This window comes from Agrobacterium sp. M50-1, assembly GCF_049843495.1.
GTDB lineage: Bacteria > Pseudomonadota > Alphaproteobacteria > Rhizobiales > Rhizobiaceae > Agrobacterium > Agrobacterium radiobacter.
Map to the genome: position 1 here is coordinate 203959 of NZ_JBBHZH010000008.1, position 25753 is coordinate 229711.

23 protein-coding genes are annotated in these 25753 nt (G+C 60.2%); 17 read left to right on the forward strand and 6 right to left on the reverse strand.

All coding sequences use genetic code 11. From position 1 onward, the window contains the following. Window positions 1-6: 6 nt before the first annotated feature. A complete protein-coding gene (locus WDZ78_RS19105; RefSeq protein WP_425673904.1) occupies window positions 7-1236 on the reverse strand; it encodes a hypothetical protein in 1230 nt (409 codons plus the stop codon). Window positions 1237-1319: 83 nt separating this feature from the next. Next, window positions 1320-1946, reverse strand: a complete 627-nt coding sequence (locus tag WDZ78_RS19110) for a ribonuclease D (RefSeq protein WP_020009993.1) — start codon at window positions 1944-1946, stop codon at window positions 1320-1322. 163 nt (window positions 1947-2109) lie between these two features. On the opposite strand from WDZ78_RS19110, the gene WDZ78_RS19115 reads away from it, so the two are divergent. The 8 genes from WDZ78_RS19115 to WDZ78_RS19150 all read left to right on the forward strand — a co-directional run bounded on the left by WDZ78_RS19115 (window position 2110) and on the right by WDZ78_RS19150 (window position 10597). Then, entirely contained in the window at window positions 2110-2724 is a 615-nt protein-coding gene (locus WDZ78_RS19115; RefSeq protein ID WP_020009992.1) for a nucleoside 2-deoxyribosyltransferase, read from the forward strand. Beyond that, window positions 2721-3470, forward strand: coding sequence for an SDR family oxidoreductase (locus tag WDZ78_RS19120; protein WP_020009991.1), 750 nt, complete (start codon window positions 2721-2723; stop codon window positions 3468-3470). The genes WDZ78_RS19115 and WDZ78_RS19120 overlap by 4 nt, the downstream gene beginning before the upstream one ends. A gap of 553 nt (window positions 3471-4023) precedes the next feature. Continuing rightward, window positions 4024-5211 (forward strand): M24 family metallopeptidase, encoded by a 1188-nt coding sequence (locus WDZ78_RS19125; RefSeq protein ID WP_425673905.1) that lies wholly within the window; start codon window positions 4024-4026, stop codon window positions 5209-5211. Window positions 5212-5327: 116 nt separating this feature from the next. Continuing rightward, complete coding sequence (locus WDZ78_RS19130; protein WP_026363564.1) at window positions 5328-6932, forward strand: ABC transporter substrate-binding protein; 1605 nt, start codon at window positions 5328-5330, stop codon at window positions 6930-6932. A 61-nt stretch (window positions 6933-6993) separates the two neighbouring features. After that, window positions 6994-8001, forward strand: a complete 1008-nt coding sequence (locus WDZ78_RS19135) for an ABC transporter permease subunit (RefSeq protein ID WP_020813550.1) — start codon at window positions 6994-6996, stop codon at window positions 7999-8001. Continuing rightward, window positions 7998-8912 (forward strand): ABC transporter permease subunit, encoded by a 915-nt coding sequence (locus WDZ78_RS19140; protein WP_003508674.1) that lies wholly within the window; start codon window positions 7998-8000, stop codon window positions 8910-8912. Before WDZ78_RS19135 ends, WDZ78_RS19140 begins: the two co-directional genes overlap by 4 nt. A 3-nt stretch (window positions 8913-8915) precedes the next feature. Further along, window positions 8916-9755 (forward strand): ABC transporter ATP-binding protein, encoded by an 840-nt coding sequence (locus WDZ78_RS19145; RefSeq protein ID WP_020009988.1) that lies wholly within the window; start codon window positions 8916-8918, stop codon window positions 9753-9755. Next, the gene (locus tag WDZ78_RS19150; RefSeq protein ID WP_003508678.1) at window positions 9752-10597 is read left to right on the forward strand and encodes an ATP-binding cassette domain-containing protein; all 846 of its coding nucleotides are present in this window, start codon (window positions 9752-9754) and stop codon (window positions 10595-10597) included. The genes WDZ78_RS19145 and WDZ78_RS19150 overlap by 4 nt, the downstream gene beginning before the upstream one ends. A 51-nt stretch (window positions 10598-10648) precedes the next feature. Here WDZ78_RS19150 and WDZ78_RS19155 read toward each other — a convergent pair whose 3' ends face one another. Then, window positions 10649-12118 (reverse strand): mannitol dehydrogenase family protein, encoded by a 1470-nt coding sequence (locus tag WDZ78_RS19155; RefSeq protein WP_425673906.1) that lies wholly within the window; start codon window positions 12116-12118, stop codon window positions 10649-10651. A gap of 107 nt (window positions 12119-12225) precedes the next feature. Then, the gene (locus WDZ78_RS19160) at window positions 12226-12900 is read right to left on the reverse strand and encodes a GntR family transcriptional regulator (protein ID WP_425673907.1); all 675 of its coding nucleotides are present in this window, start codon (window positions 12898-12900) and stop codon (window positions 12226-12228) included. A 229-nt stretch (window positions 12901-13129) separates the two neighbouring features. Here WDZ78_RS19160 and WDZ78_RS19165 point away from each other — a divergent pair, with 229 nt between their 5' ends. Further along, window positions 13130-14248 carry a mandelate racemase/muconate lactonizing enzyme family protein gene (locus tag WDZ78_RS19165; RefSeq protein WP_425673908.1) on the forward strand — a complete coding sequence of 373 codons (1119 nt, stop codon included), beginning with the start codon at window positions 13130-13132 and terminating at the stop codon, window positions 14246-14248. Between the two features lie 50 nt (window positions 14249-14298). Here the strand turns inward: WDZ78_RS19165 and WDZ78_RS19170 are convergent, their stop codons facing one another. Together WDZ78_RS19170 and WDZ78_RS19175 are read right to left on the reverse strand one after the other, a co-directional pair. Beyond that, a complete protein-coding gene (locus WDZ78_RS19170) occupies window positions 14299-15321 on the reverse strand; it encodes an LLM class flavin-dependent oxidoreductase (protein WP_003522491.1) in 1023 nt (340 codons plus the stop codon). A 136-nt stretch (window positions 15322-15457) separates the two neighbouring features. Next, on the reverse strand, window positions 15458-16375 hold the full coding sequence (locus tag WDZ78_RS19175; RefSeq protein WP_020009984.1) for a LysR family transcriptional regulator: 918 nt from the start codon (window positions 16373-16375) through the stop codon (window positions 15458-15460). A gap of 233 nt (window positions 16376-16608) precedes the next feature. Here WDZ78_RS19175 and WDZ78_RS19180 point away from each other — a divergent pair, with 233 nt between their 5' ends. The 8 genes from WDZ78_RS19180 (at window position 16609) to WDZ78_RS19215 (ending at window position 25753) form a co-directional block, all read left to right on the forward strand. Next, complete coding sequence (locus WDZ78_RS19180; protein ID WP_082185077.1) at window positions 16609-17817, forward strand: ABC transporter substrate-binding protein; 1209 nt, start codon at window positions 16609-16611, stop codon at window positions 17815-17817. A gap of 29 nt (window positions 17818-17846) precedes the next feature. Beyond that, window positions 17847-18632: an ABC transporter ATP-binding protein gene (locus tag WDZ78_RS19185; RefSeq protein WP_425673909.1), complete on the forward strand. Its 786-nt coding sequence runs from the start codon at window positions 17847-17849 to the stop codon at window positions 18630-18632. A gap of 1 nt (window position 18633) precedes the next feature. Continuing rightward, window positions 18634-19335 carry an ABC transporter ATP-binding protein gene (locus WDZ78_RS19190; protein ID WP_020009981.1) on the forward strand — a complete coding sequence of 234 codons (702 nt, stop codon included), beginning with the start codon at window positions 18634-18636 and terminating at the stop codon, window positions 19333-19335. Window positions 19336-19337: 2 nt separating this feature from the next. Then, the gene (locus WDZ78_RS19195; protein ID WP_425673910.1) at window positions 19338-20225 is read left to right on the forward strand and encodes a branched-chain amino acid ABC transporter permease; all 888 of its coding nucleotides are present in this window, start codon (window positions 19338-19340) and stop codon (window positions 20223-20225) included. Window position 20226: 1 nt separating this feature from the next. After that, the gene (locus WDZ78_RS19200) at window positions 20227-21234 is read left to right on the forward strand and encodes a branched-chain amino acid ABC transporter permease (RefSeq protein ID WP_425673911.1); all 1008 of its coding nucleotides are present in this window, start codon (window positions 20227-20229) and stop codon (window positions 21232-21234) included. Window positions 21235-21307: 73 nt separating this feature from the next. Beyond that, window positions 21308-22903 carry a GMC family oxidoreductase gene (locus WDZ78_RS19205; protein ID WP_425673912.1) on the forward strand — a complete coding sequence of 532 codons (1596 nt, stop codon included), beginning with the start codon at window positions 21308-21310 and terminating at the stop codon, window positions 22901-22903. Window positions 22904-22916: 13 nt separating this feature from the next. Continuing rightward, window positions 22917-23801 (forward strand): 3-hydroxyisobutyrate dehydrogenase, encoded by an 885-nt coding sequence (mmsB, locus tag WDZ78_RS19210; protein WP_425673913.1) that lies wholly within the window; start codon window positions 22917-22919, stop codon window positions 23799-23801. Continuing rightward, window positions 23798-25753 carry an acetoacetate--CoA ligase gene (locus WDZ78_RS19215; protein ID WP_425673914.1) on the forward strand — a complete coding sequence of 652 codons (1956 nt, stop codon included), beginning with the start codon at window positions 23798-23800 and terminating at the stop codon, window positions 25751-25753. Before mmsB ends, WDZ78_RS19215 begins: the two co-directional genes overlap by 4 nt.

Here is a 25753-nt window from a genome sequence, read left to right on the forward strand (position 1 = left end):
CGGCAATCATGCCGCCTTTTTCTTCAGCAGTTCATAAAGGCCATTGTCGTCGATCGAGACCGGCAGAATGGCATTGCGGGTGTCGTCGACAAGTGTCTGTGCATCGAGCAGTTTTTCGGCGTCGTCTTCCGCATCGGCCGGATTGGTGGCTGCGTCAGTCTCGGCAGGTTCATCTTCGTTCTTCGCCGGCTCGGCTTCATCCGCAGGCACAGCCGCAAGCACGGAGATCAGGGCGGTTTGCGATGATATGTCGGCTGGCGCCTGAGGGTCGGCGCCTTCCGTTTTCTCCTCGCCGGAAGCATCGATATGCTCCTTCACAACGTCCTGGAGTTTCTGAACGTCTTCAAGCTTGCCCTGCGCATCGAGGGCCTGGATATCCTCTTCCCGCTCAGCCTTCACTTCGGCATCGTTGATTTCGCCAATGCGCTCCTTACCGCGTTCGGCCTGCAATTCTTCCTTGGTTTTGGGATCGGCGACATCTTCGAGACGCTGAATGACTTTCAGGGTCTCCCGCGTCATGAAGCGTGTGCCCTGCGCCTGCGTGTCCAGCGCACCTTTCACGGCGCGCGCCTCGTCGCCATAGGGGTTGGCGATGGCGGCGATCATCTGTCTGGCGGAGATGCCGAGTTGCTTGAGGCCGGTGGTCTCTTCCAGTTCACTGACATTTTTTGGCAAAGTCGCGCGCATCGCCATGATGGCTTTCGACATCTCATCGCCGAAATTATCTTCCTTGCCCGTCAGGCCGGCGCCCTTGGCGATGCGGGCGGCGAGGGCGGCCATGGGATCGGTCTTGGTGGTGGCGCCGTTATTCAGCACCTCGATGACCTGTCCCTCCGAAACACCGAAGGATGTCAGGGAAATTTTCGTGGCTTTTCCCTGCGCATCGGTTTTTTCGAAACTGTCCGTCAGCGTCAGCGCATCCTGAAGTCTTTTGGCGAAGGAGAAGCTCGACTCGTCGGCTTCCTGTGTGATGCCGAGGGCGGAAGAAAAGCGGGAAACAAGTGAGGCGAAAGCGTCGGCATCCGGTTTCATGATGCCGAACAGATAGGCGCTTATCTTTTCATTGGCGGTGCGATGGCTTTCGTCCGGCTGCGGGTTGGTCTTTACCGCATCGTCCTTTTGGGCGCCGTTCGCCTTTTCCTGCTCTTCGCGCTGGCGGTCCTCGATGGCTTCCACCATCGAGCGCATGAGGTCGCTGACTGCAATGCCCGCCGTCTGCTGTAGCGGAGTGATCATCTTCAAAGTCCCCGGCCGCCCAAAGTTGCGGCCGAGAATAGGCAATTCTGGTAAATCAGTGCTTAAACGAAGCGGCTGAAGGCTCAGCTATGGGCGAAAATATCCGTTTCTTCCCAGCCGAGGAGATCGAGTTTCGCGCGGGTCGGCAGAAAGGCGAAACAGGCGTCGGCATGGTCGAGGCGGCCGTCGCGGATGAGGCGGGCTGTCAGCTTGTCACGCAGTGCGTGCAGATAGAGCACGTCGGAGGCTGCATATTCGAGCTGGGCGGACGACAGGGGCTGGGCCGCCCAGTCGGAGGATTGCTGCGCCTTGGAGATGTCGACTTCCAGCATTTCCTTCAGATTGTCCTTAAGGCCATGCCGGTCCGTGTAGGTACGGGTCAGCCGCGAGGCGATCTTTGTGCAGAAGACCGGTGTGGTCGTCACGCCGAAGGTATGGAACAGAACGGCGATATCGAAGCGGCCATAGTGAAAAATTTTCTGGTGGGCGGGATCGGCCAGCATGCGGACGAGGTTCGGTGCCTGCGTCTGGCCGGCGGCGATGCGGATGACGTCAGCCGTGCCGTCGCCCGGCGAAAGCTGGACGACGCAGAGACGGTCGCGGCGCGGCACCAGCCCCAGCGTTTCCGTGTCGATGGCGATCGCACCGGTGTAGCGGGCTGCATCTTCGGCGGAAATATCGCCTTCGTGATAGCGGATGGTGGCTGCCATGTCTTGCTCCGGAAATTTCCTGTTTATGGCACCGGCTATAACGGAAAGAGCGTCTGGACGATACCGTTTTATGGGTCGTTTCCGTCCGCCTTCGGCTTGCCTTTGCGAAACAGCCCGGGTTAGGTTCGGAACATCCTTTCCTGACAGATCGCATGAATTCCCGATGACAAAGAAAATCTATCTCGCCGGCCCGGAAGTCTTCCTCCCGAATGCGCGTGAAATGCTCGACCTCAAGGCCTCGCTGGCGCGGGAAGCCGGTTTCATACCGCTTTCGCCGGGCGATCTGCAGATTCCGCCGGCGGACACCCGGATCGGCCACGGCTGCAACATCAATGCCGTCGATGAACAGATGATGCTGGAAGCCGATGCGATCATTGCTAATCTCACGCCGTTCCGCGGCATCGCCGCCGACACGGGAACGAGCTACGAGTTGGGCTTCATGTGCGCGCTGGGCAAGCCGGTTTTCGCCTATACCAATGTCGCGGCCAATCACTTTGCCCGTATCAAGGCGCATTATGGCGGCGTTGCCACCCTGGGTGAAACGGGCCGCTATCGCGGACCTGACGGGCTGTCGATCGAGAATTTCGACATGGTCGACAATCTGATGCTGCATGGCGGGATTTTGCGGCGCGGCGGTATCATCATCGTCGGCGATGCGCCGGAAGACGCTCTGTATACGGATCTGGACGCCTATAGACGCTGCCTCACGGCGGCGGCTGAAAAATTATTGACACCGATTGACCCCGAACGAACTGATATAGTGGAGGCATCATCATGAGCGGAACCATCCTCATCACCGGCGCGACATCCGGTTTCGGACAGGCCACGGCGCAGCGCTTCGTCAAGGAAGGCTGGAAGGTCATCGGCACGGGCCGGCGGGCGGAACGGCTGGAGGCGCTTTCGGCTGAACTCGGTTCCGCCTTTCATGGCGTCGCTTTCGATATCACCGACGAGGAGGCGACAAAAAAGGCGCTGGCCGGCTTGCCTGATGGATTCAGGGACATCGACATTCTCGTCAACAATGCCGGCCTTGCACTCGGCACGGCGCCCGCGCCGCAGGTGCCGTTGAAAGACTGGCAGACCATGGTGGACACCAACATCACCGGTCTCCTGAACGTCACCCACCATCTGCTGCCGACGCTGATCGAGCGCAAGGGTATTGTTATCAACCTTTCGTCTGTTGCTGCGCACTATCCCTATATGGGCGGCAATGTGTATGGCGGCACCAAAGCGTTCCTGCGGCAATTCTCGCTTGGTCTGCGCTCCGACCTGCATGGCAAGGGTGTCAGGGTAACATCCATCGAGCCCGGAATGTGCGAAACGGAGTTCACGCTGGTGCGCACCGGCGGCAATCAGGAAGCCTCGGATAATCTCTACAAGGGCGTCAATCCGATCACGGCGGACGATATTGCCAACACCATCCACTGGGTCGCCTCGCAGCCCAAGCATATCAACATCAACAGCCTCGAACTCATGCCGGTCAACCAGTCCTTTGCCGGTTTCCAGGTCTATCGGGAAAGCTGATTTCTCACGGTTTGGGGGAGTGCTGAAAAACCGGGCAGGAATTCTGGAGCTATGCAGAAATGCAATGCTGCATTGCGAGACTTGCTCTGTTAAAAATCACGGATACCGCTATATTCAAATCATCGAAGCGACGCACTCCTCCTCCCAGTGTCGCTCGATGTGGATCGGTGGTACTCCTCCTCCCAATCACCGATCAAGTTTGAAGCCTGCCGCACCTCCTCCCGCGGCAGGCTTTTTCCTTTTCTGGGCGTCTTTTCCTTTACCGCCTCTCGCCGTCGTCCTTTGGCGTGCCCGCTCCGTGTTGAAGGCTGGCCGCAAACTCCCCCTTGGATTTCCGGGGGATTTTGATTTTTTGCGTCAAGGCAATGAGGGCTTAAATCGGGCGCGTGTCGATCACATTTTCGTTATGTCTAGATGAATTTGCACAGTTTTGTGGTGGCGCGCCCCGCCGGGCCATTGCCTAGCCCCCGCCCTGTGTTTAAGCATGAGCAAAAGAACGCTTGGGAGGTTGCCGGCACGCTTGTGTCTGCGGCCCGAAAGCGGCGGGGAGAGAATGGCAGACTTTCAAGAGGCGCTGAAGCGGTTTCAGCCGATCGCGGTTTCATCGATCGCTGAAGACGAGTTCAGATTGCGGCTACGTGGCCTGCAAGCGCGGATGATCCAGCAAAATGTGAAGGCGGTCTGGCTCGATGCATCATCGTCGCTGACCTATTATACCGGTCTGTCGCTTGGCCTTTCCGAGCGCATCCATGGCGCTCTCGTTCCTGCCGAGGGTGCGCCGGTCTATGTCAGCCCGACCTTCGAGGAGCCTAAGCTTCAGACGCTCATCCGCATTCCGGGTGAGGTCGCCGTCTGGGAAGAGGATGAAAGTCCCTTCGACCTGATGGCAGGACGCATTGGCGCACTTTCCTGTCCCGGTCATTTTGTCGCCATCGATCCCGCAACACCCTTTGTTTTCACATCGGCCCTGATGCAGCGTCTCGAAGGACGGATCATTTCCGCCCAGCCGATGATCGTTGCCCAGCGGCAGGTCAAATCCGCGGCCGAAATCGCTCTCATCCAGACCGCGATGGACGCCAGCTACGGTGTGCAGAAAGCCGTGTTCGAAGGGCTTCGCGCGGGTGTTTCCACCACCGAAGTGGCCGATTTCGTCAACGCCGCCCATATTGCGCTGGGCCTGAAGCCGCTTTTCGTGGCGGTGCAGTTCGGTGAGGCGACGGCCTATCCGCATGGCGTACCCTATGCGCAGACGCTGAACGAGGGTGACATGGTGCTGGTCGATCTCGGCGGCATTCTTCATGGCTATCGTTCCGATATCACCCGCACCTATGTCTTCGGCAAGCCGACGGAACGGCAGCGTTTTCTCTGGAACGCAGAGCGCGATGCCCAGGCTGCGGCCTTTGCGGCTGCGAGCCTCGGCGCTGCCTGCTCGGATGTGGACAAGGCGGCGCGCGACAGCCTGATAGCGGCTGGTTTTGGGCCGGACTATCAGGTTCCCGGCCTGCCGCACCGCACCGGTCACGGGCTTGGGCTGGATATTCACGAAGAACCCTATATCGTTGCAGGAAATAGCACGGCGCTTGAGCCGGGCATGTGTTTTTCCATCGAGCCGATGCTGTGCGTTTATGGCGAATGCGGCGTCCGTCTCGAGGATATCGCTTATATGACGGAGGCGGGGCCACGCTGGTTCTGCCCACCGGAGACGAACCTCGACCGGCTGTTTCAGCCGGTCGCCGGGTAATTGGTCGGGAGGCAAAAGACCGAACGGCGACACGGGTCTCCGCGTCGCCGCTGACCAGAAGAGGTAGGCCCCAAGGGGGCCGCAGGAACTCAGAAAAAGAGGGAAAGGACCACCAGATGAAAACGCTGACCCGCAGTTTGCTTATAGCCTCTGCGCTTGCGATGGCTTCCGCCATGCCAGCCATGGCGAAGACCTTCGTTTATTGCTCCGAGGCATCGCCGGAAGGCTTCGATCCGTCGCCCTACACAGCAGGCGGCACCTTCGACGCTTCCGCGCATCCGGTCTACAACCGTCTGACCGAGTTCAAGAAGGGCACGACCGAAGTCGAGCCCGGTCTCGCTGAAAAATGGGATGTTTCGAGCGATGGCCTCGAATACACGTTCCACCTGCGCAAGGGTGTGAAGTTTCACTCCAACGACAAGTTCACGCCGAGCCGCGATTTCAACGCCGATGACGTGATCTTCAGCTACAACCGCCAGGGCGACGCGAAGAACCCGTGGAACCAGTATATCGCAGGCATCACCTACGAATATTACAACTCCATGGAAATGCCGTCGCTGATCAAGGAAATCGTCAAGGTTGACGATTACACCGTCAAGTTCGTGCTGACGCGCCCGGAAGCGCCGTTCCTCGCCAACATCGCCATGCCTTTCGCTTCGATCGTGTCGAAGGAATATGCCGATACGCTTGATAAGGCCGGCACCAAGGAAGACTTCAACAACCTGCCGATCGGCACCGGTCCGTTCAAGTTCGTCGCCTATCAGAAGGACGCGGTCATCCGCTACCAGAAGAACGCCGACTACTGGGGTGACGCGCCGAAGATCGACGATCTGATCTTCGCGATCACGCCTGACGCCGCCGTTCGTCTGCAGAAGCTCAAAGCCGGCGAATGCCACCTGATGCCTTATCCGGCTCCGGCTGATCTGGCCACCATCCGCGCCGACAAGAACCTCAAGCTCGACGAGCAGCCGGGTCTGAACGTTGCCTACTTCGCCTACAACACCACCGTTGCACCTTTCGACAAGCCGGAAGTGCGCAAGGCGCTGAACATGGCGATGAACAAGCAGGCGATCATCGACGCCGTCTTCCAGGGTGCCGGCACTGTTGCCAAGAACCCGATCCCGCCGACAATGTGGTCCTACAACGACAGCATCAAGGACGATCCTTACGATCCGGAAGCAGCCAAGAAGGCTCTCGAGGCCGCTGGCGTCAAGGATCTGACGATGAAGATCTGGGCGATGCCGGTTCAGCGTCCCTACATGCCGAACGCCCGCCGCACCGCCGAGCTGATCCAGTCGGATTTCGCGAAGGTTGGCGTCAAGGCCGAGATCGTCTCCTTCGAGTGGGGTGAATATCTCAAGAAGTCGACTGAAGTGAACCGCGACGGTTCCGTCATCCTCGGCTGGACCGGCGACAACGGTGACCCTGACAACTTCATGGGCGTTCTGCTCTCCTGCGCTGCAACCGGCGAAGGTGGTGCAAACCGTGCCCAGTGGTGCAACAAGGAGTTCTCCGAGCTGCTCTCCAAGGCAAAGCAGACCACTGACGTTGCCGAACGCACCAAGCTTTATGAGCAGGCGCAGGTGATCTTCAAGGAACAGGCTCCGTGGGCGACGCTTGCGCACTCCACGCAGTTCGTTCCGATGTCCGCCAAGGTTTCCGGCTTCACCATGAGCCCGCTTGGTGACTTCACCTTCGAAAACGTCGACATCGCGGAATAATCCCAAACAACGGACGCGCGGAAGGACCCTGTTCTTCCGCGCGTCTTTTCAGGAAAAAACCATGATCCGGTTCATTCTCGGCAAACTCCTCTACCTCGTCCCGACATTTCTCGGGATCACCTTCGTCGCCTTCGCCTTCGTGCGCGTCCTGCCGGGCGATCCCGTGCTGTTGATGGCGGGCGAGCGTGGCATTTCGCCTGAGCGGCATGCGCAGCTTGCCGAACAGCTCGGCTTCAGCCAGCCCGTCTGGCAGCAATATCTTCATTTCCTCGGACGGCTGCTTCAGGGCGATCTCGGCAATTCGCTGGTCACCAAGAAGCCGGTTCTCACCGAGTTCCTGTCGCTCTTCCCCGCGACGGTCGAGCTTGGTCTCGTCGCCATCATCATCGCAACATTGATCGGCGTGCCGGTCGGCGTCATCGCCGCCATCCGTCGTGGTTCCTGGTTCGACCAGATTTCCATGACCACCGCGCTCGTCGGCTTCTCCATGCCGATCTTCTGGTGGGGCCTGCTGCTGATCATCATGTTCTCCGGCATCCTGCAATGGACGCCGGTGTCAGGCCGCATTTCGCTGATGTATTTCTTCCCCTCCGTTACCGGTTTCATGCTGATCGACAGCCTGATTTCGGGGCAGAAGGGCGCCTTCGTGTCGGCCTTTTCGCATCTCATCCTGCCGTCGGTCGTGCTTGCCACCATTCCGCTGGCGGTGATTGCCCGCCAGACGCGCTCGGCCATGCTGGAAGTCATGGGCGAGGACTATGTGCGGACCGCACGCGCCAAGGGCATGTCGCCCGCCCGCGTTGTCGGCGTCCATGCGCTTCGCAACGCCATGATCCCGGTCATCACCACCATCGGCCTCCAGATCGGCGTGCTGATGGCTGGCGCCATCCTGACCGAAACCATCTTTTCCTGGCCGGGCATCGGCAAGTGGATGATCGATTCCATCTCGCGCCGTGACTATCCGGTCGTGCAGAGCGGCCTGCTTCTGATCGCGGGTCTGGTAATGGTCGTCAACCTGCTTGTCGATCTGACCTATGGCCTCATCAATCCGAGGATCCGTCACAAATGACCGATGTGATCACCACCCCCGGCGTCCGCCTTTCGGATGCCGCCATCCGCCGCCGGATGATCGCCGATTTCTGGTTCTACTTCCGTCAGAACCGCGGCGCCGTCATCGGCCTTGCCGTCTTCATTCTCCTCGTTCTCATCGCGGTCTTCGCGCCGCTGATCGCGCCGCATGATCCGACCCAGCAATATCGCGATGCGCTGCTCGTCCCGCCGGTCTGGCAGGAAGGCGGTCGTGCCGGCTTCTTCTTCGGCACCGATGCGGTCGGGCGCGACATGCTGTCCCGCCTGATCTATGGCGCACAATATTCGCTGTTCATCGGCGTCGTTGTCGTCTCCATCGCCCTTGTCGGCGGCATCGTCATCGGTCTCGTCGCCGGCTTTTTCGGCGGCTGGGTCGATACCGTCATCATGCGCGTCATGGACGTCATTCTGGCGTTTCCGTCACTGCTTCTGGCGCTGGTTCTGGTCGCGGTCCTCGGGCCGGGGCTCACCAATGCGATGATTGCCATTGCCATCGTCTACCAGCCGCATTTCGCCCGTCTGACGCGTGCTGCCGTCATGAGCGAACTCCGGCGCGAATATGTCACCGCCGCCCGCGTGGCCGGCGCCGGCAATTTACGGCTGATGTTCAAGACCATCCTGCCGAACTGCCTTGCGCCGCTGATCGTTCAGGCAACGCTCTCCTTCTCGTCTGCGGTTCTCGATGCCGCAGCCCTCGGCTTCCTCGGCATGGGTGCACAGCCGCCCGCTTCCGAATGGGGCACGATGCTGGCGGAAGCGCGTGAATTCATCCTGCGCGCCTGGTGGGTTGTCACCCTTCCGGGCCTGACGATCCTGATCTCGGTGCTCGCCATCAACCTCATGGGTGACGGCCTGCGCGATGCGCTCGATCCCAAACTGAAGCGGAGCTGAGCAATGAGCCTGCTGAAAATCAAGAACCTCACCGTCAAATTCGCCACCGCCACCGGCGCCTTCACGGCCGTCGACGGCATCGATGTCTCCGTTGACAAGCACGAAGTGCTGGCGATCGTCGGCGAATCCGGTTCCGGCAAGTCGGTTTCGATGCTCGCCGTCATGGGGCTTTTGCCCGATACGGCGACGATCACCGCCGATGAGATGACCTTTGACGGCATCAACCTGCTCGCCATGTCGCCGCAGGAGCGACGCAAACTGATCGGCCGCGAGATCACCATGATCTTCCAGGAGCCGGTCGCCTCGCTCAACCCGTCATTTACGGTCGGTTTCCAGATCGAGGAGGTTCTGCGCCTCAATCTCGGCATGAGCGGCGCTGCCGCGCGCGCCCGGGCTCTGGAACTGTTTCGTGCCGTGGGTATTCCCGAGCCGGAAACCAAGCTCAAGGCTTATCCGCACCAGATGTCGGGTGGCCAGTGCCAGCGCGTGATGATAGCGATTGCGATCGCCTCCAAGCCGCGCCTGCTGATCGCCGACGAGCCGACCACCGCGCTCGACGTGACGATCCAGAAGCAGATCCTCGATCTCCTGATGAATCTGCAGGCGGAATACGGCATGGCGTTGATCCTCATCACCCATGACATGGGCGTCGTGGCGGAAACCGCCGACCGCGTGGTCGTGCAATATAAGGGCCGCAAGATGGAGGAGGCGGATGTCTTAAGCCTGTTTGAGGCACCGCAGCATCCCTATACCAAGGCACTGCTTTCGGCCCTGCCGGAAAATGCCACCGGCGACCGTCTGCCCACGGTTTCCGATTTCTTCGGCAAGGAGGGCGTTCAATGAGTATCGTTGTCGAAGGCAAGGGCATTACCCGCCATTATCACGTTCCCGGCGGCATCTTTGGCGGCGCCAAGACGGTTCAGGCCCTCAAAGGCATCGATTTTGCCGTCGAGCGTGGCAAGACGCTCGCCATCGTCGGTGAGTCCGGTTCGGGCAAGTCGACGCTTGCCCGCATCATCGCGTTGATCGACCCGGCATCCGGCGGTGAACTCAAGATCGAAGGCAAGCCGGTCGATATCGCCAAGCGCCGCCCCGATACGGTAATGCGCTCCAAGGTGCAGATGGTGTTCCAGAACCCCTATGGCAGCCTCAACCCGCGCCAGAAGGTGGGTGATGTGCTGATGGAGCCGCTGCTCATCAACACGAAAATGCCGGCTTCCGAGCGCCGCGAGCGCGCCGAAGCCATGCTGGTGAAGGTTGGCCTCGGTCCTGAGCATTTCAACCGCTATCCGCACATGTTCTCGGGCGGCCAGCGCCAGCGTATCGCCATCGCGCGCGCACTGATGCTGAACCCGGCGCTGCTGGTGCTGGATGAACCGGTCTCCGCGCTCGATCTTTCGGTGCAGGCGCAGGTGCTGAACCTGCTCCGAGATCTGCAGGAAGAATTCGAACTGACCTATGTTTTTGTCAGCCACGATCTTTCCGTGGTGCGCTACATCGCCGATGACGTGCTGGTCATTTCCAAGGGCGAGGCAGTGGAGCAGGGCACGCGCGAGGAACTTTTCGCCAACCCGAAGCACCCCTATACGCGCCAGCTTTTTGCCGCGACACCGATCACGGATGCCGACGCCATCCGCGCCCGCGTGGAGCGCCGCAAGGCGGCACGGCAGGCCGCGACGGCTTAAGCGCGAGACGCCAAAGTTGAGAACAGGCCGGATTTCCGGCCTGTTCGTCTTTCAGGACTTCAAAAATATGCCGACGGCGGCGAGTGCGCCAAGTTCCCTGACGTTGCGATAGGCGGCTTTCAGGTTCGAGACGAAGGTTTCATTGCCGGGCAGATCATCGCCGAACGTGCGTTTGAACGCGAGAAAGCGGTCGACAACGTCGTCCGGCTCCATTGCCAGCTGATCCGGCGCATCCCACTCCCTGAAGGCCGGATCGAGAATCGTGATCGGCTCTCCCTTTTCGTTCCTGTCCGCGCAGGACCTGATCCAGAGGGCCACGGCAAAAATGACAGCGCCGCTTCCGGCGTTTTCCTCCAGCAATTCGCGTAAGGGCGCAAGAATACGCAGCGGAACCTTCTGCGAAGCGTCGGAGGCGATCTGCATGGTCTTGTGCTGCAGAGAGGGATTGGCGAAACGTTCCCGCAGGCCGGCCGCAAATTCCGCACCATCGACGGCAGGGTCCAGCGTCCGGCCGACCTCGCGCCAATAGGCGTCGATGAAATCGCGCACGGTCTTTTCACCCCAGGCATCGGCCACCGTCGCAAGGCCGGCAATCTGGCCGATGGCGGCTATGGCGCTGTGGGAACCGTTCAGCATTCTGAGCTTCATATGCTCATACGGTTCGACATTGCCGACAAATTCCACGCCCGATTTCTCGAGCGCCGGCCTTCCATGCGGAAAGCGGTCTTCGATGACGAAACGGAAATAGGGTTCGGCAACGACCGGCCACGCATCACGCAGGCCGAGCGTGGCCGAAATCGCGTCCCGGTCCTCATCCGTGGTGGCGGGAACGATCCGGTCCACCATCGAGCAGGGGCAGGCAATATTGGCTTTGATGAAGGAGGCCAGCTCCGGATCGGCCAGTTCCGCAAATTCCAGCAGCAGCTTTTGCAGCACATGGCCGTTGGCGGGCAGGTTGTCGCAGGACAGCAGCGTCAGGGGCCGAGAACCCTCTTTGCGCCTGCGCCGCGTCGCCGCCAGAATGAAGCCGAAAATGGAACGCGGCCTGTCCGGGTTTTCGAGATCATGGACGATATCAGGGTGTTCGCGCAGCAGGCTGCGGGAGGCGAGATTGGTCAGGTAACCCTTCTCCGTCACGGTCAGGGTGACGATGAGAACGCGCGGATCGGCCATCCGCTCCACCAGCCGTTCGGGCTCTTCCGGGGCGACGATGGTTTCCAGAATGGAGCCGATGATGCGCAGGCGCTCGCTTTGGCCGTCTCGCAGGCAAAAGGTGTAGAGATTGTCCTGCGGTTCGATGGCGTCGCGTGTGTCCGGACTGCGCAGCGATGCGGCGACGATGCCCCATTGCGTCCCACCGCGGTTGAGGCAATCATCGATGAAAACCGCCTGATGCGCCCGGTGAAAGGCGCCGACGCCGAGATGCACGATGCCGGGCGTGATCTTCTCACGCTCATAGGCGGGTGTTGCAACTGTTTGCTGTAGGTGGGGCAGGGTTGCAGCGGAAAGCCGGTCTGTCATCGACGCGAAATCCCGGTTTGAAACGAGGTGGCCGCGGCTCGCGCCGATGGAATTGCGACGCTTGGGTTTTCGCGCATGTCAGTTCCTCCTCTTGTCCTTTGAATGGATCAGACGCCGGCCTCTTTGAGCAGCCGGACCTGGCGCAGCGTGTTCTGCCGGCTGCGCTCGAGATGCCGCCACAGGGCATCGATGATCTGGGCCTTGCCGCCGGCGGCAATGGCGTCGGCGATATTCTGGTGCTCTTCGACCGAGCGGGCGTAATCGCCGAGGATCGAGACGAAAACCGTGTGGGTCTGGTCGAGAATGCGCTCATGCGAGCCGGAAATGACGGGAATGCGCGCCGCCGAAACAAGGGTCGTGTGAAAACTGCGATCGTAAAAAAGCGCTTTCGACAATTCGTCCAGCGTCGAGCCCTTGGCGAATTCGCGATGTTTCACCAGGCTTTCCAGAAGTTCCGCATGCAGCGCTCCATCCAGCTGCCCGGCATCGAAAGCCACTTCCACGGCGCCTTTTTCGAGCAGCATTCTGGCGGCGTAAAGTTCTTCCACATCCTCCACCGTGAAATCGCGCACCACCATGCCGCGCCGGGAGGAATTGATCACCAGCCCGTCAGCCTCGAGTTTCAGGCAGGCTTCCTTCACCGGCGTGGGGCTGATGCCGAGATCGGCGGCAAGCTCATTGGGCAACAGGCGTTCGCCGCCGCGTAATCTGCCGCTGACGATGCGTGCCCGCAGTTCCTGATGCGCCTGTTCGGCGAGCGTGACTTTGACCAGCGTGTTCATGGCGGCATCATCGCGCAGCTTCGCGGGAGTGGCAATGGCCAAATATTAAAAATAAAAAATTTTTTATTTTACAAAAGACGTTTTTGCTTTAGCTCTATCCGTCATTGGAAGCGGGCTGCTGGAGGAGGGTGGCCTGCAAATTCCCGAAAGCCATCGCGCGATCTGAAGTCGCGGGGCGGTGGCGTCTGTTCCTCCCCGGAAGCAATCAAGCATCGAGGAATGACCGATCATGAAAATTACCGCCGTCGAACCTTTTATCCTGCACCTGCCGCTGACCTCGGAGTCCATTTCCGATTCCACCCACAGCATCACCCATTGGGGCGTCGTCGGCGCAAAAATCACCACGAGTGACGGCCTTGAGGGTTATGGGTTCACCGGCACCCATGCGCATCTGCCGTCCGACAGGCTGATCACATCCTGCATCAGCGATTGTTATGCGCCCTTGCTGGTGGGGGAGGATGCGTCGGACCATTCACGGCTGTGGACAAAACTGGCCCGTTACCCCTCTTTGCAATGGGTCGGCCGCGCCGGCATCACGCATCTGGCGCTGGCCGCAATCGATGTGGCGCTCTGGGACCTGAAGGCAAAAAAGGCGGGCGTTCCGCTCTGGAAATATCTCGGCGGCGCTCGCACGGCGGCGGTGGAAGCTTACAATACCGATATAGGCTGGCTTTCCTTCACGCTGGAGGATCTGCTCTCGGGCAGCATGAGGGCGGTGGAGGAAGACGGCTTCACCCGCCTTAAGATCAAGGTCGGGCATGACGATCCGACTATCGATATCACCCGCCTTGCCGCCGTCCGCAAGCGTGTCGGTTCGTCCATCCGCATCGCCATCGATGGTAACGGTAAATGGGATTTGCCGACCTGCCAGCGCTTCTGCGCGGCGGCGAAGGATCTGGATATCTACTGGTTCGAGGAGCCGCTGTGGTATGACGATGTGACGAGCCATGCGCGGCTGGCGCGCAATACGTCGATTCCGATTGCGCTCGGGGAGCAGCTTTACACGGTGGATGCGTTCCGCTCATTCATCGATGCGGGCGCGGTGGCCTATGTCCAGCCGGATGTGACCCGGCTTGGCGGCATAACCGAATATATCCAGGTCGCCGATCTCGCGCTCGCCCATCGACTGCCGGTGGTGCCGCATGCCGGCGAAATGAGCCAGGTGCATGTGCATCTGAGCTATTGGCACCCGGCATCGACCATTCTCGAATATATTCCGTGGATCAAGGATCATTTCGAAGAACCGATCCATGTCCGTGACGGTGTTTACAAACGTCCGGAACACCCCGGCGCCAGTACGACGCCTCTGGCTGAAAGCTTTACCCGTTATGGCAAGGCGGTGAAATGAAAAAGGCGGCGCAGAGAATGCGCCGCCTTTGCTCAATTTAGAAACCGCCGTTAGCGCCAGCCGAGCGCCGGCGCTACCTGCTTGAGGATCGTCTCGATCACATGGGCGTTGTAATCGACGCCCAGCTGGTTCGGCACGGTCAGGAGCAGCGTATCGGCCTCGGCGATGGCCTCGTCGGCTTTCAGCTGTTCGATCAGTTTTTCCGGCTCGGCGGCATAGCTGCGCCCGAAGATCGCGCGCGTCTTGTCGTCGATATAACCGATCTTGTCGTCACCTTCGTTGCCGTAACCGAAATAGGACCGGTCGCGATCGTTGACGAGAGCGAAGATACTGCGGCTGACCGACACACGCGGCTCACGGGTGTGGCCTGCTTCCTTCCAGGCTTCCCGGAAGGTGCGGATCTGCTGCGCCTGCTGAACATGGAAAGGCTCGCCCGTTTCGTCCGTCTTCAGGGTGGAGCTTTGTAGGTTCATGCCGAGCTTTGCCGCCCACACCGCCGTTGCATTGGAACTCGAACCCCACCAAATGCGCTCGCGCAGCCCTTCGGAATGCGGCTCCAGCCGCAGCAAGCCGGGCGGGTTGGGGAACATCGGGCGCGGGTTCGGCTCGGCGAAACCTTCGCCCTTCAGAAGTTCGAGGAAGACTTCGGTGTGCTGACGCGCCATGTCTTCTTCGCTCTGGCCTTCGGCCGGGCGGTAACCGAAATAACGCCAGCCATCGATCACCTGTTCCGGCGAGCCGCGGCTGATGCCGAGCTGCAGGCGTCCGCCGGCGATGAGGTCGGCCGAACCGGCATCCTCAGCCATGTAGAACGGGTTTTCATAACGCATGTCGATGACGCCGGTGCCGATTTCGATCTTTTTCGTGCGGGCACCGACGGCGGCCAGAAGCGGGAAGGGCGAGGCAAGCTGGCGGGCGAAATGATGCACACGGAAATAGGCGCCGTCGGCTCCCAGCTCTTCCGCCGCAACGGCGAGGTCTATCGATTGCAGCAGCGTGTCCGCAGCCGAGCGGGTCTGCGATTGGGGCGAGGGCGTCCAGTGGCCGAAGGATAGGAATCCGATCTTTTTCATGATGACCTTCCAGATGTCGGAGGATGCCGGTCGTCACAAACCGGCTTCGTTGTTGTCAGTCATATAGGCAGGGACGCGCATCCTCCAACCGGCCACCCGTAAACACGGTGTCGCCGAAATGTGAACGATGACCGCGTCAGGCGATTGTTCTGCGATCCAGTACGAAGAGATTTTCATGTGCGCGTGCGGTCGTGAGGATAAAATCCATCAGGGAGCGCACCCGCGGCACATTGGCCAGATCGTGGTGGCTGGTCAGCCAGTAGCCACGCCGCAGTTCCACCTCACCGGCAAGCACCATCTGCAGATCCGGGAAACGTGCGGCGATGAAGTTCGGCAGGATACACAGGCCCCTGCCGCTCAGCGTGGCCGTCAGCTGCGCGAAAATGCTCGATGACTGAAACCCCGGACGCAAACCGGGCAGCACGTCGCGCATATAGTCGAGGCCCGGCGAGAAGATCAGGTCCTGTACGTAACCGATGAAGAAATGATCGAGCAGGTCCTCCCGCTTGGTGATTTTCGGCCGCCCGGCGAGATAGGAGCGCGACGCATAGATGTGCAGCGTGTAATCGATGATCTGTTCGTTGATGTAGGGACCGGCTTTCGGCGGATCGAGCGTGACGGCCACATCCGCCTCCTTTCTGGACAACGCCATGATCTGCTGGATCGTCACCATCTCTATCATGATGTGAGGATGGGTGATGGCGAAGTCTTTCAGCCTTTCCACGAAGAAAAAATTGGAAAAACCCTCGGGCGCACTGAGCCGCACCACGCCGCGCAGCAGGCTGCCGCTTTCGGAAATATCCGATTGCAATCTTTCCGCTTCCGCCTCGATGCGCTCGACGGTATCGACCAGCCGCCGCCCGACCGTGGTTAGCTCGTAACCACGCGGGTTTCTCTCGAACAGCTTGGTTTTAAGCGAGAATTCCAGCCGGTCGATGTGGCGGGAGACGGTGGCGTGGCTGGTGCGCAGGCTTCTCGCCGCCGAGGAGAGCTGTCCGGTGCGGGCCACGGCCAGAAAATATTGCAGGTCGTCCCAGGTGAAAGGGGTGGCCATATTTGTCTCCCATCAAGAGTTCTGTTCAAAAATGAACAGTTCCTGTTCGCAATTTGATGATGCCCTGCTCTTGTGTCAACGACCGAATTCGAGAAGTCTAGGCTCAGGATGCACCGCTTTGAGGAGGGCGGTGTGACCATTCGGGTGCAATGGCGAAAAACTCCGCCATGCGGCTTCGTTCACCGTTGCACAGACCCATCTGAGGCTCGCAATCATCTCTGGGAGGAGAAGTCATGCGCAAGAGTATTCTTTTATCCACGGCCATGGTCCTAGCCGCGGGCACCGCCGCTTATGCCGCCGAAATTTCCGACGGCAAGGTCAAGATCGGCATCCTGAACGACCAGTCGGGCGTCTACGCCAATTTCGGCGGCAAATACTCTTATGAGGCCGCGAAGATGGCGGTTGAGGATTTCGGCGGCAAGGTGCTGAATGCGCCGGTTGAGGTAGTGACCGCCGACCACCAGAACAAGGCGGATGTCGCCTCCAACATCGCCCGGCAATGGTATGACACGGAACAGGTCGACTCCATCATGGAGTTGACCTCGTCTTCGGTGGGGCTGGCCGTTCAGGCGCTCTCCAAGGACAAGAAGAAGATCACCGTCAACACGGGTGCGGCAACGACGGAGCTGACGGGCAAGCAATGCAGCCCCTATGGTTTCCATTGGGCATACGACACCTATTCGCTCGCAGTCGGTACCGGCGGCGCGCTGGTGAAGCAGGGCGGCGACAGCTGGTTCTTCCTGACCGCAGACTATGCCTTCGGTTATTCGCTGGAAGAAAATACCGCGAATTTCGTCAAGGCCAATGGCGGCAAGGTGCTGGGCTCCGTGCGCCATCCGCTCGCCACGACGGATTACTCCTCCTTCCTGCTGCAGGCGCAGTCCTCGGGTGCGAAGGTCATCGGTCTTGCCAATGCCGGTCTCGATACCTCCAACGCCATCAAGCAGGCGGCCGAGTTCGGTATCGTCGCAGGCGGCCAGCGGCTCGCGGCCCTTCTCTTCACGCTTGCCGAAGTGCATGGCCTCGGCCTCGAAGCAGCCCAGGGCCTGACGCTGACGGAAGGCTTCTATTGGGACCGCGACGATGAATCGCGCAAATTCGGCGAACGGTTCAAGGAACGCACCGGCGCCATGCCGAACATGGTGCACACAGGCACTTATTCCGCCGTCCTGCACTATCTGAAAGCCATCGAAAAGGCCGGGACGGATGATGCCGACGCCGTTGCCAAGGCCATGAAGGAAATGCCGGTCAACGACGTTTTCGCCAAGGACGGCCATGTGGCAGCGAACGGCCGTATGATCCACGACATGTATCTCATGGAGGTGAAGAAGCCGGATGAGAGCAAGCAGCCGTGGGATTATTACAAGGTGCTCGCCACCATTCCCGGCAAGGAAGCCTTCATGGACCCGGCAAAGAGCGGTTGCCCGCTGGTGACCCAATAAAAGACTGATGCAATAAAGGGGAAAGTTTCATGACGATCGCTCCCGCCCCTGCCGGGCAGGCCGAACCTCGCGTCGTTCTTTCGGCGCGTGGTCTCACCAAGACCTTCGGTGCATTCGCAGCTGTGAAAAACGTCGATCTCGACGTGCATCATGCCCGCGTGCATGCGCTGATCGGTCCGAACGGCGCTGGCAAGACTACGGTCTTCAACCTGTTGACCAAGTTTCTCCAGCCGACAGGCGGGGCGATCACCTTCATGGGAACGGACATAACAAGGACGCCACCAGACAAGGTGGCGCGTCTCGGCCTCGTCAGGTCTTTCCAGATATCGGCGGTGTTTCCGCATCTGACGGTTCTGGAAAACGTGCGGGTGGCGTTGCAAAGGCCCAACAGCCTTGCAACGCAGTTCTGGCTGCCGCTCTCGTCGCTCGACAGGTTGAATGCCCGCGCCGAAGAGCTGATCGCAACGGTTGGCCTGACACGGGAAAAACATGCGCTTGCGGCCGATCTTTCTTACGGCCGCAAGCGGGTTCTGGAAATTGCAACCACGCTTGCGCTCGATCCAAAGGTTCTGCTGTTGGATGAACCAATGGCCGGCATGGGCGGTGAAGATGTCGCCCATGTTGCCGAACTCATCCGCGAGGTGGCCAAGACCCGCGCGGTGCTGATGGTCGAACATAATCTGAAAGTCGTGGCCGATATCTGCCACCACGTCACGGTCTTGCAACGCGGTGAAATTCTGGCGGAGGGCGATTATGCCGCCGTTTCCGCCGATCCGCGTGTGCGCACGGCTTATATGGGCACGGAGGAGGCGTGATATGGCGGCAATGCTCGAAGTCTCCAACCTGAAATCCTGGTATGGCGAAAGCCAGGCCCTGCACGGCGTCGACCTGACGGTCGGCGAAGGTGAAACCATCACCATTCTCGGCCGCAACGGCGTGGGCAAAACCACGACGCTGCGCACCATCATGGGCATCATCCGCAACCGCAAGGGCGTGATCAAGCTCGGTGGCAAGGATCTGATGCCGGTGCCGCTGCATCGCACGGCGAAATACGGCCTCGGTTTCGTGCCGGAAGAACGCGGCATCTTCGCGACGCTGAGCGTCGAGGAGAACCTGAAGCTGCCGCCCGTCGTGGCATCCGGCGGCATGACGCTCGATGAAATCTACGAGCTGTTTCCTAATCTCTACGAACGGCGCACCAGCCCCGGCACCAAGCTTTCGGGCGGCGAGCAGCAGATGCTGGCCATGGCGCGCATCCTGCGCACCGGGGTAAAGGTGCTGCTTCTTGACGAACCGACCGAGGGACTTGCCCCCGTCATCGTGCAGCGCATCGGCGAGGTGCTGCAGAAACTGAAGAGCCGCGGCATGACCGTGGTTCTGGTCGAACAGAATTTCCGTTTTGCGAGCCGCATCGCTGACCGTTTCTACCTGATGGATCACGGCCAGATGGTCAGCAATTTTCCGGTCGGCGAGCTTTCCGGCCGCATGGGCGAGCTCAACAAGGTGCTGGGGGTTTAACCATGACAATGATCTTCGGCGTTCCAATTCAGGCACTGCTCGGGCAATTGCTGGTGGGCCTCATCAACGGGTCGTTTTATGCGCTGCTGTCGCTCGGCCTTGCCGTCATTTTCGGCCTGCTGCGTGTCATCAATTTTGCCCATGGCGCGCAATATATGCTCGGCGCCTTTGTCGCCTTTCTCGGCCTTCAGTATTTCGGCATCACTTTCTGGGTGGCGCTCATCGTCACGCCGCTTGTCGTCGCGCTTTTCGGCGCGATCATCGAACACTTTCTGCTGTCGCGGCTTTATGATCTCGATCCGCTTTACGGGCTGCTTTTCACCTTCGGCCTGGCGCTGGTGGTGGAAGGCACGTTCCGCTGGCTTTATGGCGCGGCGGGCCAGCCCTATTCTGTGCCGCGCGAGCTTGCCGGCGGCACCAATCTCGGCTTCATGTTCCTGCCGAATTACCGCGCTTTCGTCGTCGTCATTTCGCTCATCGTCTGCATCGCCACCTGGGCTTTGATCGAAAAGACGCGTCTTGGCTCCTATCTGCGCGCTGCGACGGAAAATCCGACGCTGGTGCAGGCTTTCGGCATCAATGTGCCTGTTCTCCTGACGCTGACCTACGCGCTGGGCGCCGGCCTTGCCGGTTTCACCGGGGTTCTCGCCGCGCCCATCTATCAGGTCTCGCCGTTGATGGGCACCAACCTCATCATCGTCGTCTTCGCGGTGGTCGTGGTCGGCGGCATGGGGTCGATCATGGGCGCCATCGTCACCGGTTACATGCTGGGCGTTGCAGAGGGTCTCACCAAGGTGTTCTACCCGGAAGCCTCAAACATCGTCATCTTCGTCATCATGGCCTTTGTGCTGCTCATCCGCCCCGCCGGACTTTTCGGAAAGGACGCCTGATATGTCCAAAGCCACCCATAGCCCCACTGCGGGCACGATGCCGCAGACGGAAGTTTCGGCGACCGCCGGAACAATCAAGACCGTGCTTATTCTGGCGGGGCTCGCCGTCCTCATCGCCGCGCCGATGTTCGTTTATCCGATCTTTCTGATGAAGCTCCTGTGCTTTGCGCTGTTTGCCTGCGCCTTCAACCTGCTTATCGGTTATACGGGGCTGCTGTCCTTCGGCCACGCTGCGTTTTTCGGCGGTGCAGCCTATTTCACCGCCTATTCGGTGAAGGAATGGGGCGTGACGCCGGAGATCGGCCTTGTGATCGGCATGGCGGGTGCGGCCCTTCTCGGCCTCGTCATCGGCTTTTTCGCCATTCGCCGTCAGGGCATCTATTTCGCCATGATTACGCTCGCGCTCTCGCAGATGTTTTATTTCTTCTGCCTTCAGGCGCCGTTTACCCATGGCGAGGACGGCTTGCAGGGCGTGCCGCGCGGCCATCTCTTCGGCCTTCTCGATCTCAATGCGCCGCTCAATATCTATTACACGGTGCTGGCCGCCTTTGTGCTCGCGCTTCTGGTCATCTGGCGTTTCGTCAATTCGCCCTTCGGCATGATCCTGAAGTCGATCCGTGAAAACGAGCAGCGCGCCATTTCGCTGGGTTACAGCGTGCAGCGTTACAAGCTTGGCGCTTTCGTCATGTCGGCGGCGCTGGCCGGTCTTGCGGGCGGTCTGAAGGCGCTGGTCTTCCAGTTCGCGACGCTCACCGACGTCACCTGGCAGATGTCGGGCGAGGTGATCCTGATGACGCTGCTCGGCGGCATCGGCACTATGATCGGCCCGATTTTTGGCGCGGGTCTCGTCGTCACCCTGCAGAACTATCTCGCAACATCGGATTTCCCGGTCACCATCATCACCGGCCTCGTTTTCATGGCCTGCGTTCTGGTGTTCCGGCGTGGTCTGATCGGCGAATTTTATGCGTCGCGGCTCGGGAGAAAACTCGGCTTCCAGCACCGCGGCTAGAGATTTTTTAAAACACTTGGAAAGCTCCCCCGCATCCGGAACGGTGCGGCAAGGGCGGCGCATGGAGAAGAGCATGGGCGAATATGACTATATCGTCATCGGAGCGGGGAGTGCCGGATGTGTCCTCGCCAACCGCCTTTCGAAAGATCCGAACAACCGCGTGCTGCTCCTGGAAGCGGGCGGCAACGACAATTACCACTGGATCCACATTCCGGTCGGTTATCTCTATTGCATCAACAATCCGCGCACCGACTGGTGTTTCAAGACGGCGGAAGAGCCGGGGCTTAATGGTCGGTCATTGATCTATCCGCGCGGCAAGGTGCTGGGCGGCTGCTCCTCCATCAACGGCATGATCTATATGCGCGGCCAGGCGCGGGACTATGATCTCTGGCGGCAACTCGGTTGCGAGGGGTGGGGGTGGAACGACATCCTGCCCTATTTCCTGAAGTCGGAAGACTTTTATCGCGGCAAGAGCGACCTGCACTCTGCCGGGGGTGAATGGCGCGTGGAGAAGGCGCGTGTGCGTTGGGACGTGCTGGACGCTTTCCAGAAGGCGGCGGGCGAAGCGGGCATTCCCGCGACCGATGATTTCAACCGGGGCGACAATGAGGGCGCCGGTTATTTCGACGTCAACCAGCGGGCCGGCTGGCGCTGGAATACCGCGAAAGCCTTCCTGAAGCCGGCGCTTGGCCGCAGGAACCTGACGGTTCTGACCAAGGCCCATGTCAAGCGTCTCATCATCGAAGAAGGCCGGGTGACCGGTGTCGAGTTCCACCATGACGGCGTCCTGAAAAAGATGCGCGCCCGGCGTGAGACGGTGCTGTCCGCCGGTGCGATCGGCTCGCCGCATATTCTGGAGCTTTCCGGTGTCGGTCGTGGCGATGTGTTGCAGGCTGCCGGTATCGATACGGTGGCGGAGGTTCAGGGTGTGGGCGAGAACCTGCAGGACCATCTGCAGTTGCGCATGGTCTACAAGGTCTCCGGCGTCCTGACGCTGAATGAAAGGGCCTCCACCCTGTTCGGCAAGGCGAGGATCGGTCTCGAATATGCGCTGACCCGTTCCGGTCCGATGTCGATGGCGCCGAGCCAGCTTGGTGTTTTCACGCGCTCCTCGCCGGAAAAGGAAACAGCCGATCTGGAATATCATGTCCAGCCGGTCTCGCTCGACAAGTTTGGTGATCCGGTTCACACTTTTCCGGCCATTACCGCAAGTGTCTGCAATCTGCGGCCGGAAAGCCGGGGCTCAGTGCATGTGAAAGGACCGGATTTCGCCATGCAGCCGGAAATCCGCCCGAACTATCTTTCCACCGAAGGCGACCGCCAGGTGGCGATCGACGCCATGCGGCTGACGCGCCGCATCGTCGCCCAGCCAGCTTTTTCCCGCTTCAAGCCGGAGGAATACCGGCCAGGCTCCTCCTTTGAAAACGACAATGATCTCGCCAAAGCGGCGGGCGATATCGGCACCACCATCTTCCACCCCGTCGGCACGCTGCGCATGGGGTCGGATATGGAAAGCGTTGTCGATGCGCGGCTGAAGTTCCGGCGGCTTGCCGGGCTGCGTGTCGCCGATGCCTCGGTGATGCCGCGCATCACATCCGGAAACACCAATTCGCCGACGATCATGATTGCCGAAAAGGCCGCCGACATGATCCTTGCGGATAATCGCTGAAAGGAGCGCACCGATGAAGACCGTCGCTTTTCTCGGGCTGGGACATATGGGCCTGCCGATGGCCGCCAATCTCGTCAAGGCGGGTTATGCCGTCAGGGGATATGATCTTGCCGACGCCTGCCGCGTGGCGGCGAAAGAAGCGGGCATTCCCGTCGCAGCGGATTCCGCCGAAGCCATCGAAGCGGCTGACGTGATCATCACCATGCTGCCGAAGGGCGAACATGTGGTTTCCGCCTATGGCGATCTGGTTAAAAAGATCTCTGCCGGCACGCTGCTCATCGATTGCTCGACGGTGGATATGGAAAGCGCGCTGAAGGCGCATGAACTGGCCGCTTCCGCCGGTTGCCCCTCGGTCGATGCTCCCGTTTCCGGTGGAACGGGTGGAGCGGCGGCCGGCACCCTGACCTTCATGTGCGGTGGCGAGGGGCAAGCCTTCGCGACCGCAAAGCCGGTGCTGGAAGCCATGGGCAAGAAGATCGTGCATTGCGGCAAGGGCGGCAACGGCCAGGCTGCCAAGATCTGCAACAACATGATCCTCGGCATTTCCATGATCGCCGTTTCCGAAGCCTTCGTGCTGGGCGAAAAACTCGGCCTTTCGCATCAGGCGCTGTTCGATGTCGCTTCCACCTCCTCGGGGCAATGCTGGTCGCTCACCACCTATTGCCCGGTGCCGGGACCAGTGCCGACATCGCCCGCCAACAAGGATTACCAGCCGGGATTTGCGGCGGCCTTGATGCTCAAGGATCTGAAGCTTTCGCAGGAGGCCGCGAACGGTGCCGGGGCCACCACCCCTCTCGGCGCAGCTGCGGCGGCGCTTTACGAGAACTTCGTCGAGGAGGGGAGCGGCGGGCGCGATTTCTCCGCCATCGTTGAAATGCTGCGCGGGGGCAAAGCATGACGGACGCCGCGCCATCCGACATTTTATGGGCGCCGCCCGAAAAGAGGGTGAAGTACTCGGCTCTGTTTTCATTCGCGGCCAGAACTGCAAAACTGCACAAGCAGGCCGCCGATGACTATGCCGGCCTGCTGCGCTGGTCCATCGACGCGCCGGAAGAATTTTACGATGCGCTGTGGGATGAACTCGGCATTATCGGCACGCGCGGCGAGACCGCGTTCAAACCGGGCGCAACGATCCGGGACGCTGAGTTTTATCCGGGCGCGCGGCTCAATTACGCCGAAAACCTGCTGCGCGATGCCGATGAGCGGCTGGCCATTATCGCCCATCGCGATGATGGCACACGGCGCGAGATCAGCCGCAGACAGCTTTACGACGAAGTGTCCCTGATGGTGCAGGCGCTCGTTAATGCGGGTGTGAAGGAAGGCGACCGCGTCGGGGCTATCGTCACCCATGATATCGAGGCGATCGTCAGCTATCTGGCTGTCAGCGCCATTGGCGCCATCTGGTCGTCCTGCTCGCCGGATTTCGGCCCGGCCGGCGCCTCCGACCGCCTGTCGCAGATCGACCCGAAAATTCTCATCGCCGTGTCGGAGTATGGTTATGCCGGTAAACGCATCGATGTCGGCCCGACCATCCGTGCGGTGGCGGAAAGTGCCGGGCCGGAAAAGATCGTGCTGATCGGCGATGCCGTTCCCGCAAGCCTTGCCGGTCTCGGTTGCGTGACGCTCAGGGATTTCGTTGCGCCTTATGCGGCTGGCGAGATTGCCTTCAACCGTTTGCCCGTCAAGGCGCCGCTGGCGATCCTTTATTCCTCGGGCACAACAGGCAAGCCGAAATGCATCACCCATTCCGGCGGCGGCCTGCTTCTTCAGCATATGAAAGAGCTGAAACTGCAATGCGATATTCAGGAAGGTGAGCGTTTTTTCTATTTCACCACCTGCGGCTGGATGATGTGGAACTGGCAGGTCTCCGGTCTGGCGCTCGGTGCAACGCTTGTCACCTATGACGGCAATCCCGGTTATCCAACATCCGCGCGGCTGATCGATCTCATCGATGCCGAACGGATCGCCACTTTCGGCACATCGGCGAAGTTTATCGATGCCTGCCTGAAGGCCGGGTTGAAGCCGAGTGAAAGCCATGACCTTTCGTCGCTCAGAACGATCCTTTCCACCGGCTCGCCGCTCATCCCACAATCCTTCGATTATATCTATCGCGACTGGAAGGCTGACGTGCATCTCGCCTCCATTTCCGGCGGTACTGACATCTGCGCCTGTTTCCTCGGCGGCAATCCGCTGCAGCCCGTGCATCGCGGCGAATTGCAGGGTGCGATGCTCGGCATGGATATTGACACGCTGGATGATGAGGGTCGTTCCGTTCGCGGCGTTGCCGGTGAACTCGTCTGCCGCAATGCGCATCTGTCCATGCCGGTGAAGTTCTGGGGCGACGAGGATGGTTCGCGGTATCAGGCCGCCTATTTCGACCGCTTTCCCGGTATCTGGGCGCATGGTGATTTTGCCGAAATGCGCCCTTCGGGCGGATATGTCATCCATGGACGCTCGGACACGACCCTCAATCCCGGCGGAGTTCGCATCGGGACTGCGGAAATCTACCGGCAAGTGGAAACCGTGCCTGAAGTCGAGGAGGCGATTGCCGTCGGGCAGGATATCGACGGTGACCAGAGGGTCATCCTCTTCCTGCGCATGAAGGACGGCGCAGCCCTGACGGAAGAGCTGGAAAAAACCATCCGCAGCCGCATCCGTTCGGGCGCCACGCCGCGGCATGTCCCGGCAAAAATCATTGCCGTCAGCGCCATTCCCCGCACCCGTTCGGGCAAGATTTCCGAAATCGCGGTTCGCGATACCATCCATGGCCGGCCGGTGAAGAATGCCGATGCGCTCGCCAATCCTGAAGCGCTCGAACTTTTCCGCAACCTGCCGCAGCTGAAGGACTAG

Excerpts from the sequence above, each read along its gene's own strand:
- WDZ78_RS19145 (WP_020009988.1), top strand. The coding sequence starts at position 8,916 with ATGAGCCTGCTGAAAATCAAGAACCTCACCGTCAAATTCGCCACCGCC.
- WDZ78_RS19120 (WP_020009991.1), top strand. The coding sequence starts at position 2,721 with ATGAGCGGAACCATCCTCATCACCGGCGCGACATCCGGTTTCGGACAG.
- WDZ78_RS19190 (WP_020009981.1), top strand. The coding sequence starts at position 18,634 with ATGGCGGCAATGCTCGAAGTCTCCAACCTGAAATCCTGGTATGGCGAA.
- WDZ78_RS19125 (WP_425673905.1), top strand. The coding sequence starts at position 4,024 with ATGGCAGACTTTCAAGAGGCGCTGAAGCGGTTTCAGCCGATCGCGGTT.
- WDZ78_RS19160 (WP_425673907.1), bottom strand. The coding sequence starts at position 12,900 with ATGAACACGCTGGTCAAAGTCACGCTCGCCGAACAGGCGCATCAGGAA.
- WDZ78_RS19130 (WP_026363564.1), top strand. The coding sequence starts at position 5,328 with ATGAAAACGCTGACCCGCAGTTTGCTTATAGCCTCTGCGCTTGCGATG.
- WDZ78_RS19215 (WP_425673914.1), top strand. The coding sequence starts at position 23,798 with ATGACGGACGCCGCGCCATCCGACATTTTATGGGCGCCGCCCGAAAAG.
- WDZ78_RS19175 (WP_020009984.1), bottom strand. The coding sequence starts at position 16,375 with ATGGCCACCCCTTTCACCTGGGACGACCTGCAATATTTTCTGGCCGTG.
- WDZ78_RS19105 (WP_425673904.1), bottom strand. The coding sequence starts at position 1,236 with ATGATCACTCCGCTACAGCAGACGGCGGGCATTGCAGTCAGCGACCTC.
- WDZ78_RS19135 (WP_020813550.1), top strand. The coding sequence starts at position 6,994 with ATGATCCGGTTCATTCTCGGCAAACTCCTCTACCTCGTCCCGACATTT.
- WDZ78_RS19195 (WP_425673910.1), top strand. The coding sequence starts at position 19,338 with ATGACAATGATCTTCGGCGTTCCAATTCAGGCACTGCTCGGGCAATTG.
- WDZ78_RS19165 (WP_425673908.1), top strand. The coding sequence starts at position 13,130 with ATGAAAATTACCGCCGTCGAACCTTTTATCCTGCACCTGCCGCTGACC.
- WDZ78_RS19115 (WP_020009992.1), top strand. The coding sequence starts at position 2,110 with ATGACAAAGAAAATCTATCTCGCCGGCCCGGAAGTCTTCCTCCCGAAT.
- WDZ78_RS19110 (WP_020009993.1), bottom strand. The coding sequence starts at position 1,946 with ATGGCAGCCACCATCCGCTATCACGAAGGCGATATTTCCGCCGAAGAT.
- mmsB (WP_425673913.1), top strand. The coding sequence starts at position 22,917 with ATGAAGACCGTCGCTTTTCTCGGGCTGGGACATATGGGCCTGCCGATG.
- WDZ78_RS19205 (WP_425673912.1), top strand. The coding sequence starts at position 21,308 with ATGGGCGAATATGACTATATCGTCATCGGAGCGGGGAGTGCCGGATGT.
- WDZ78_RS19150 (WP_003508678.1), top strand. The coding sequence starts at position 9,752 with ATGAGTATCGTTGTCGAAGGCAAGGGCATTACCCGCCATTATCACGTT.
- WDZ78_RS19170 (WP_003522491.1), bottom strand. The coding sequence starts at position 15,321 with ATGAAAAAGATCGGATTCCTATCCTTCGGCCACTGGACGCCCTCGCCC.
- WDZ78_RS19180 (WP_082185077.1), top strand. The coding sequence starts at position 16,609 with ATGCGCAAGAGTATTCTTTTATCCACGGCCATGGTCCTAGCCGCGGGC.
- WDZ78_RS19155 (WP_425673906.1), bottom strand. The coding sequence starts at position 12,118 with ATGACAGACCGGCTTTCCGCTGCAACCCTGCCCCACCTACAGCAAACA.
- WDZ78_RS19140 (WP_003508674.1), top strand. The coding sequence starts at position 7,998 with ATGACCGATGTGATCACCACCCCCGGCGTCCGCCTTTCGGATGCCGCC.
- WDZ78_RS19200 (WP_425673911.1), top strand. The coding sequence starts at position 20,227 with ATGTCCAAAGCCACCCATAGCCCCACTGCGGGCACGATGCCGCAGACG.
- WDZ78_RS19185 (WP_425673909.1), top strand. The coding sequence starts at position 17,847 with ATGACGATCGCTCCCGCCCCTGCCGGGCAGGCCGAACCTCGCGTCGTT.